At 70.9% G+C, this 6,466-nt stretch carries 5 protein-coding genes and 2 pseudogenes; 2 read left to right on the forward strand and 5 right to left on the reverse strand.

All coding sequences use genetic code 11. The annotated features are described in order from the left end of the window. From ABZ374_RS47670 to ABZ374_RS47690, 5 genes and pseudogenes are all read right to left on the reverse strand, one after another. Positions 1 to 346: pseudogene (locus ABZ374_RS47670) on the reverse strand (hypothetical protein); the annotation flags it as partial. Between the two features lie 80 nt (positions 347 to 426). Next, positions 427 to 1,257: an SDR family oxidoreductase gene (locus tag ABZ374_RS47675; protein ID WP_360324873.1), complete on the reverse strand. Its 831-nt coding sequence runs from the start codon at positions 1,255 to 1,257 to the stop codon at positions 427 to 429. 29 nt (positions 1,258 to 1,286) lie between these two features. Further along, positions 1,287 to 2,147: an amidohydrolase family protein gene (locus tag ABZ374_RS47680; RefSeq protein WP_360324865.1), complete on the reverse strand. Its 861-nt coding sequence runs from the start codon at positions 2,145 to 2,147 to the stop codon at positions 1,287 to 1,289. Next, positions 2,144 to 3,334, reverse strand: a complete 1,191-nt coding sequence (locus ABZ374_RS47685) for a mandelate racemase/muconate lactonizing enzyme family protein (RefSeq protein ID WP_360324867.1) — start codon at positions 3,332 to 3,334, stop codon at positions 2,144 to 2,146. Before ABZ374_RS47685 ends, ABZ374_RS47680 begins: the two co-directional genes overlap by 4 nt. Next, positions 3,334 to 4,707 carry an aspartate aminotransferase family protein gene (locus ABZ374_RS47690; RefSeq protein ID WP_360324869.1) on the reverse strand — a complete coding sequence of 458 codons (1,374 nt, stop codon included), beginning with the start codon at positions 4,705 to 4,707 and terminating at the stop codon, positions 3,334 to 3,336. The genes ABZ374_RS47685 and ABZ374_RS47690 overlap by 1 nt, the downstream gene beginning before the upstream one ends. Before the next feature lie 216 nt (positions 4,708 to 4,923). Between ABZ374_RS47690 and ABZ374_RS47695 the strand changes: the two genes are divergently transcribed. Beyond that, a complete protein-coding gene (locus ABZ374_RS47695; RefSeq protein WP_360324871.1) occupies positions 4,924 to 5,757 on the forward strand; it encodes an IclR family transcriptional regulator in 834 nt (277 codons plus the stop codon). Between the two features lie 333 nt (positions 5,758 to 6,090). Then, positions 6,091 to 6,466: pseudogene (locus ABZ374_RS47700) on the forward strand (hypothetical protein); the annotation flags it as partial.

Here is a 6,466-nt window from a genome sequence, read left to right on the forward strand (position 1 = left end):
AGGAGCCGAGCGCGTGCACGGTGCCGCCGTTGGCGGGCAGCTTCGAGCGCGGGTCCCAGCGCACCACCATGCCGCCGCCGTCACCGGCCGCGTGGTAGCCGGCCACCAGGACCATCGTGTCGGCGGGCAGCCGGCGGGTTTCCAGGTCCAGCAGCGCGGCGATCGTCGGTACGCCGACCGAGAGTTCGCGGCGCCCGCCGTCGCGATCGTCGTCGGGGGAGGCCGAGGCCGTGCCCGCGGCCGCCGTGCCGGCGAGCAGCAGCCCGCCCAAGCCACCCGCGGCCAACAACCGGCGGCGGGACGACGAAGGGGAAGAACCGAGTGAGGACATGGGGGTCCCGCTCACTTTCTCGATCCGTGCACGAAGGGGGTATTCGGGGCGCGCGGGTCGCTCGCACAGGAGAGCGACCCGCACGCCCCGGTGAATCAGAGCGAGTTGCGATACGGCGGCATGTAGCGCATCCGGGGCAACTGATCGGCGAGCACCCCGCCGTCCACGACGATCCGGGTGCCGGTCACATAGGACGCGGCGGGCGAGGCGAGGAAGACCACGGCGCCCGCGCACTCGTCCGGGTCGGCGTACCGGCCCAGCGGGATGCGTTCGCGGTAGGCGGCCTCGAACGGCTCGCGATCGAGCGGGAATTCGCCGTCGATGGGGGTGACGACCATCCCCGGGGCCACCGCGTTGACGGTGATGCCGTGCGGGGCCAGTTCCACCGCCAGGCTCTGCACCAGCAGGTCCACTCCCGCCTTGGAGGCGTTGTAGTGGGCCAGACCGGCCTCGGCCACGTGGGCGTTCTTCGAGGTCACCGCGATGATCCGGCCCGGCACGCGGTCCGCGATCATGTGCTCGGCGACCCGCTGGGACAGGAAGAAGACCGCGTCCAGGTTGACCGCGAGCACCCGGCGCCAACTCGCCACGGTGACCTCGTTGAACCGCTCCAGGGCGGCCGTGCCCGCGTTGTTGACCAGGATGTGCAGCGGCCCGACGTCGGCCCGCAGCTCGTCCACGTAGCCGGCCAAGGCGGCCGTGTCGGCCAGGTCGAACGGCCGGATCCGGGCGGTCCGACCGGTGGCCTCGACCAGGGCGCTCGTCTCGGTGAGATCCACGCCCGGCCGATCGGTGAGCACGACGTCGGCGCCCGCCGCGGCCAGGGCGACCGCGAACGCCCGGCCCAGGCCGCCGGCGGCGCCGGTGACCAGGGCCGTGCGATCGGTCAGCGCGAAGTTCGCGCCGGGCCCACCGGCCGGCGGCAGGCCCGGCCCGCCGGGCGCCGCAGTGCCGGTCACGACAACCCCAGCAGCGGCAACGCGTCGCGGAAGATCAGCTCTTCGATCGCGTCCCGATCCAGCGGCGGCAACCCGGGAATCCCGGGTACGGCGGCCACCGCACGCAGGCCCGCCACCGACGCGTCCACCGTGGTGAACGGGTAGTCGCTGCCGAACAGCAGCTTGTGCAGCACGCCGTAGTCCTGGGCCAGCCGCAGGCTGTGCCAGAGCTGGAACGGGCGGTAGTGCAGCGCGCTGACGTCCGCGTACAGGTGTGGGTGCTTGCGGATCACCGCGATGCACTCGCCCTCGAACGGGTGGCCCAGATGCGCGAGCACCATCCGCAACTCGGGATGGCGGATCGCGACCGGGTCCAGCAACCGGGGCTGCGCGTAGGCGATCGGCGCGGCCGAGACGAACGTGGTCCCGGTGTGCACCAGGATCGGCAGTCCGTTGGCCTCGGCGTAGGCGAACAGCGGGTCGTACTGCGGATCACCCGGGTCGAAACCCGCGTACATCGGCATCAGCTTGATCCCGCGCAGGCCCAACTCCTGGTGCCCGAAGCGCAGTTCGTCCTGCCACCCGGGCTGTGTCGGGTCGATCGACAGATAGCCGATCAGGCGATCCGGTTGGCCGGCCACGTATTCGGCGACCGCCTTGTCCTCGACCCACAGGCCGCTGCGCCGGGCCTTGCCGCCGACCACGACGGTCCGGGTGTCGGCCGGACTGGACGCCGCGTAGTCGGCCCAGCGCACCGTCAGGTCGACCTCGCCGTCGTGCGCGCGGGCCGACTCGGCCCGGAACGCGTCGTCGAAGTCGCAACACTGGCGGAACAGATGGGAGTGCACGTCGACGATGCCGGATCGCTGGGAGCTCACGTGCGGTTCCTCTTCTCCCAGCCGTCCGAGAACATGTTCCAGAACCGGTGGGTGGGCGGGTGCTCGGCGAACACGTCGTCGTCCAACTCGACGCCGAAGCCCGGCGCGGTCGGGATCTCCACGTGCCCGTCGGCAGTCACCGGCAACGTGCCGCGCACCGCGTCGAAGACGTACGGCTCCAACAGCCCGTCGAACGTCTCCAGGATCTTGAAGTTGGTGATCCCGAGCGAGGCGTGCACGGAAACCGTGGTGCACAGCGGCGAGTTGGAGTTGTGCGGGGCGACCATGATGCCGTGCGTGTCGGCGATCGCGGCCAGCTTGCGCACCTCGGTGAGGCCACCGGCCATGGACAGGTCCGGCTGGATGATGTCCACCGCGTTGGTGGCGAACAACTGCTTGTACTCGTAGCGGTTGTGGAAGTGCTCGCCGCCGGAGATCGGGAACGGCGCGCGGGCGCGCAGTTCCGCGTAGCGCTCGATGTGCGTCCACGGCATCGGCTCCTCCAACCAGCCGATGTCGAACGGCTCCAAGGCGCGCAGCAGCGCCGAGGCGGTGGTCATCGCGAACCTGGCGTGGCCCTCGATGAACAGGTCCACGTCCGGCCCGATCGCCTCGCGGACCGCGCCGACCAGCTCGATGGACTGCCGCAGTTCGGCCCGGGAGAGCTCGTGCAGACCGGCCCCGAACGGGTCGAACTTGAGCGCCGAGTAGCCCTTGGCCACGGTCTCCTTGGCCTTGGCCGCGAACACGTCGGGCTCGCGCTCGCCGTTGTACCAGCCGTTCGCGTAGACCCGGACCCGGTCCCGGCAGGCGCCGCCGGTGAGGCGGTAGACCGGGACGCCGAGCGCCTTGCCCATCAGGTCGTGCATGGCCTGGTCGAAGCCGGACAGCGCGATGCCGCCGATGTCGCCACCGCGCAGGAAGTCGCCCTGGTAGAGCCGAAGCCACAACTCCTCGGTGTCGAACGGGTCGGCGCCGATCAGATGCCGGTTCGCCAACGCCTGGGCCAGCGCGGCGGTCTCGGCGACCCGGTACGGGTGGGTGATCTCGCCGACGCCGGACAGGCCCTGGTCGGTGTGGACCCGGACGTAGCCGAAGTCGCGCCACGCGGTGCCCAGGAGCAGCGTCTCGACGTGGGTGATCCGGCCGGCCGGGCCGGTGGGTCGGGTGCGGTCGACGACCAACATCAGCGGACCGTCCCCTCGATCGCGCCGCCCATCGTGGACGTGCCGGCCAACTCGCCGATCCCGCCGTCCTTGATCGCGTCCTGCACGGCCAGTTCGGTCGCGGCGATCAGGTGGTCGACGTCCGCGTCGGTGTGCGCGTACGAGATGTGACTGCGCTTGAGGTTGAGCGGTAGCTCGAACACGCCGTGCTCCAGGAGTCGACGGCGGTAGCCGATGAACAGACCGGCGTCGTTGGCGAGCAGGTCGTCGTAGGTGCGCGGGACACCGCCGGACATGAAGTAGGTGACGAACACCGAGCCGTAGCCGGTGACCACCGCCGGGACGCCCAGCCGGGTGTACATCTCGCTCAGGCCGGTGCGGACCCGGTCGCCGAGCCGGAACACGTGCTCGTGCACCGGTTCCTCGCGCAGCTTGCGCAGCGTCTCCAGGGCGGCGGCGACCACCCACGGGTGGCCGTTGTAGGTGCCGGCGAAGAACGCGGGAGCGCCCGGGAGGGTGCTGAACTGGTCCATCAGGTCGGCCCGGCCGCCGAGCGCGCCGACCGGGGCGCCGTTGGCGATGGCCTTGCCGAACGTGGTGAGGTCGGGTGTGATGCCGGTGATCTTCTGGTAGCCGCCGAGGTCGTGCCTGAAGCCGGTGATCACCTCGTCGAAGACCAGCACCGAGCCGTGTGCGGTGCACTGTTCGCGCAGCGTGGTGAGGAACTCGGCCTCGGGCAGCAGGCAGCCGACGTTGTGCGGGATCGGCTCCAGGATCACCGCGGCGATCTCCCGGCCGTGCTCGGCGAACGCGGCGCGCACCGCGGCCGGGTCGTTGAACGGCAGGACCAGGGTGGCTTCGAGCACCTCGGGCAGGATGCCGGTGGAGATCGGGTCGTGGGCACCGACCGCCTCGGGCGAGGAGATCACGTTCAGGCTGACCGAGTCGTGCCAACCGTGGTAGCAGCCCTGGAACTTGACGATCAGTCGGCGGCCGGTGACCGCGCGGGCGACCCGCAGCGCGTGGAAGGTGGCCTCGCTGCCGGTGCTGGTGAGCAGCACCTTCTCGACCGAGGGCACCAGGTCGACCAGGGTCTCGGCGAGGGTGACCTCGCCCTCGGTGACGGCCACGCCGGTCAGGTCCAGGCGGCTCGCCGCCTCGTTCACCGCGCGCTGCACGTCCGGGTCGTTGTGGCCGAGCAGCGGCGGGCCGAACGCGGAGTGGTAGTCGGTGAAGACCCGACCCTCGGCGTCGGTGAAGGTCGCGCCGCCGGTCTTGGTGACGACCAGCTCGGTCAGACCCGGGATCCGGCGCTGACCGCTGTTCACCCCGCCCGGAATGACCCGAAAGGCTCGGGCGGGAAGGGAGTCGGTGGCGGCTGTGCCGACACTCATCGGTGGGCTCCTTGCGTCGTTCGTGACCGTTCGGATCCGCGGCCCTGCCAGGCCGTGGATCGCCGGCGCCATCCGCCTTCGGCACGCGTCGCAGGTTGTTGCACTTGTCTCTACACCGTGTTTTCTGAACACTGTTCGGCAGGACCGAACAGTCCCAGACTTTACATTTGGATGTACAAAGCAGTCAAGGGGTCCGGACCGGTAATGTGTTCTGCTATGTCGAACAGCGTTAACGAGAATGTCGAGGAGTCGAAGTACTGGGTGAAGTCCGTCGCCCGGGCCGCGGACATCCTCGAAGTGCTCTCCACACGTGGTCCGGGGGACGGCATGAGCGTCACCGAGGTCGGTCAGGCCTGCGGGATCTCCAAGAGCGCCACCTTCGGACTGCTCCAGACCCTGCGCGGCTACGGCCTCGTCTCGGACGACGGAGAAGGGATGAACCGGCGCTACCGGCTCGGGATGGGCCTGGCCCGGCTCGGTGATCGGGCCCAGTCGCAGGTGTCGCTGCGCGACGTGGCCCGACCGGTGCTGGCCGAACTGACCAGGGAGACCGGCATGGCCGCGCGCTTCGCGGTGCCCGAGGGCGGGCTCGCGGTGGTCGTCGACCAGGTCGGGATAGAGCAGCGGGTGCGCCTGGATCTGCGGATGGGCGTGCGCGAGCTGCCGCACTGCACCGGACTGGGCAAGGCCATCCTGTCCGCGCTGCCGGAGGCCGAGGCGCGCGCGGTGATCGAGCGCTCGGGGCTGCCCCGGCGCACGTCGCACACGATCACCGACACCGCGACCCTGCTCGCGCACCTGCGCGACATCCGGCAGACCGGCTACGCGTTGGACGACGAGGAGGACGCGGACGGGATCTTCTGTATCGGCAGTCCGGTCCGCGACCACCGGGAGCTGTGCGTGGGGGCGATCAGCATCACCGGGCTCAAGTTGGATCTGCCCGGCTGGCGATTCCAGGAACTGGGCCGCCAGGTCCGGGCCGGCGCGTTGCGGGTCAGCCGCGAGTTGGGCAGCACGGAGGGCGCCGAGGGCGAGATCGACGCCGGCTGAAACACGTCGGTGGACAATCGCACCCGATGGGGTCGAGACGGGACGACCCGACTCGACCCCATCGTGTTCCTCCGATCACGGACCACGAAAATCCGCCACGGGCTCTTGACCGGGATCGTCGAGCCGGTCTAGGTTCCTTGACTCATCAGGGCCCGCACGTTCGCTGCCACGAATCGTGCCCGGTTCGCGGCCCTGGGGTCGACGGTCCGTCAGCGGGCCGAGGCGACCCACCCCAAGCCATCCGCCGCGCGATTCCCACCGGTTGGGAACGCCGCATCGGCACGTGTCACGGGAAGCATCCTCACCCCCCTGCCGCCGAAGGCCGAGGTCCCGATGAGCACGTCCCCCGAAACTTCCACCGCCGTTCCGACGCGGGCTCCCGCCCCTGCCGCCGCGTCCTCCCGTCGCCGGCTGCTCGCCGCGGGCGGCCTGGGCGGTCTGCTCCTGGCCGCCGCCGGCACGGGTACGGCCGCCGCCGCGTCGTCGGCGTCCTCGTCCGCCGACGATCGGCACGAGGACGGCAACGTCCCCACCGGTGTCGCCACCGTCGCCGCGCTGCTGCGGCTGGAGACCCGCCGGCTCGCCTCGAACACCGTCGTCGTGGTCGCCGGCTACCACGCCGCGGGTGACGGCGGCGGCATGGTGGTGCGCTGGGAACCGCGTTCGACCCTGCCGGTCAACGGCGGCACCGTGCTGGCCCCCGCCTCGC

Source organism: Embleya sp. NPDC005971, assembly GCF_040629175.1.
Lineage (GTDB): Bacteria > Actinomycetota > Actinomycetes > Streptomycetales > Streptomycetaceae > Embleya.

What these genes read in the sequence shown, in the direction of transcription:
- ABZ374_RS47690 (WP_360324869.1), bottom strand. Translation starts at nt 4,707, where the DNA reads ATGAGTGTCGGCACAGCCGCCACCGACTCCCTTCCCGCCCGAGCCTTT.
- ABZ374_RS47685 (WP_360324867.1), bottom strand. Translation starts at nt 3,334, where the DNA reads ATGTTGGTCGTCGACCGCACCCGACCCACCGGCCCGGCCGGCCGGATC.
- ABZ374_RS47695 (WP_360324871.1), top strand. Translation starts at nt 4,924, where the DNA reads ATGTCGAACAGCGTTAACGAGAATGTCGAGGAGTCGAAGTACTGGGTG.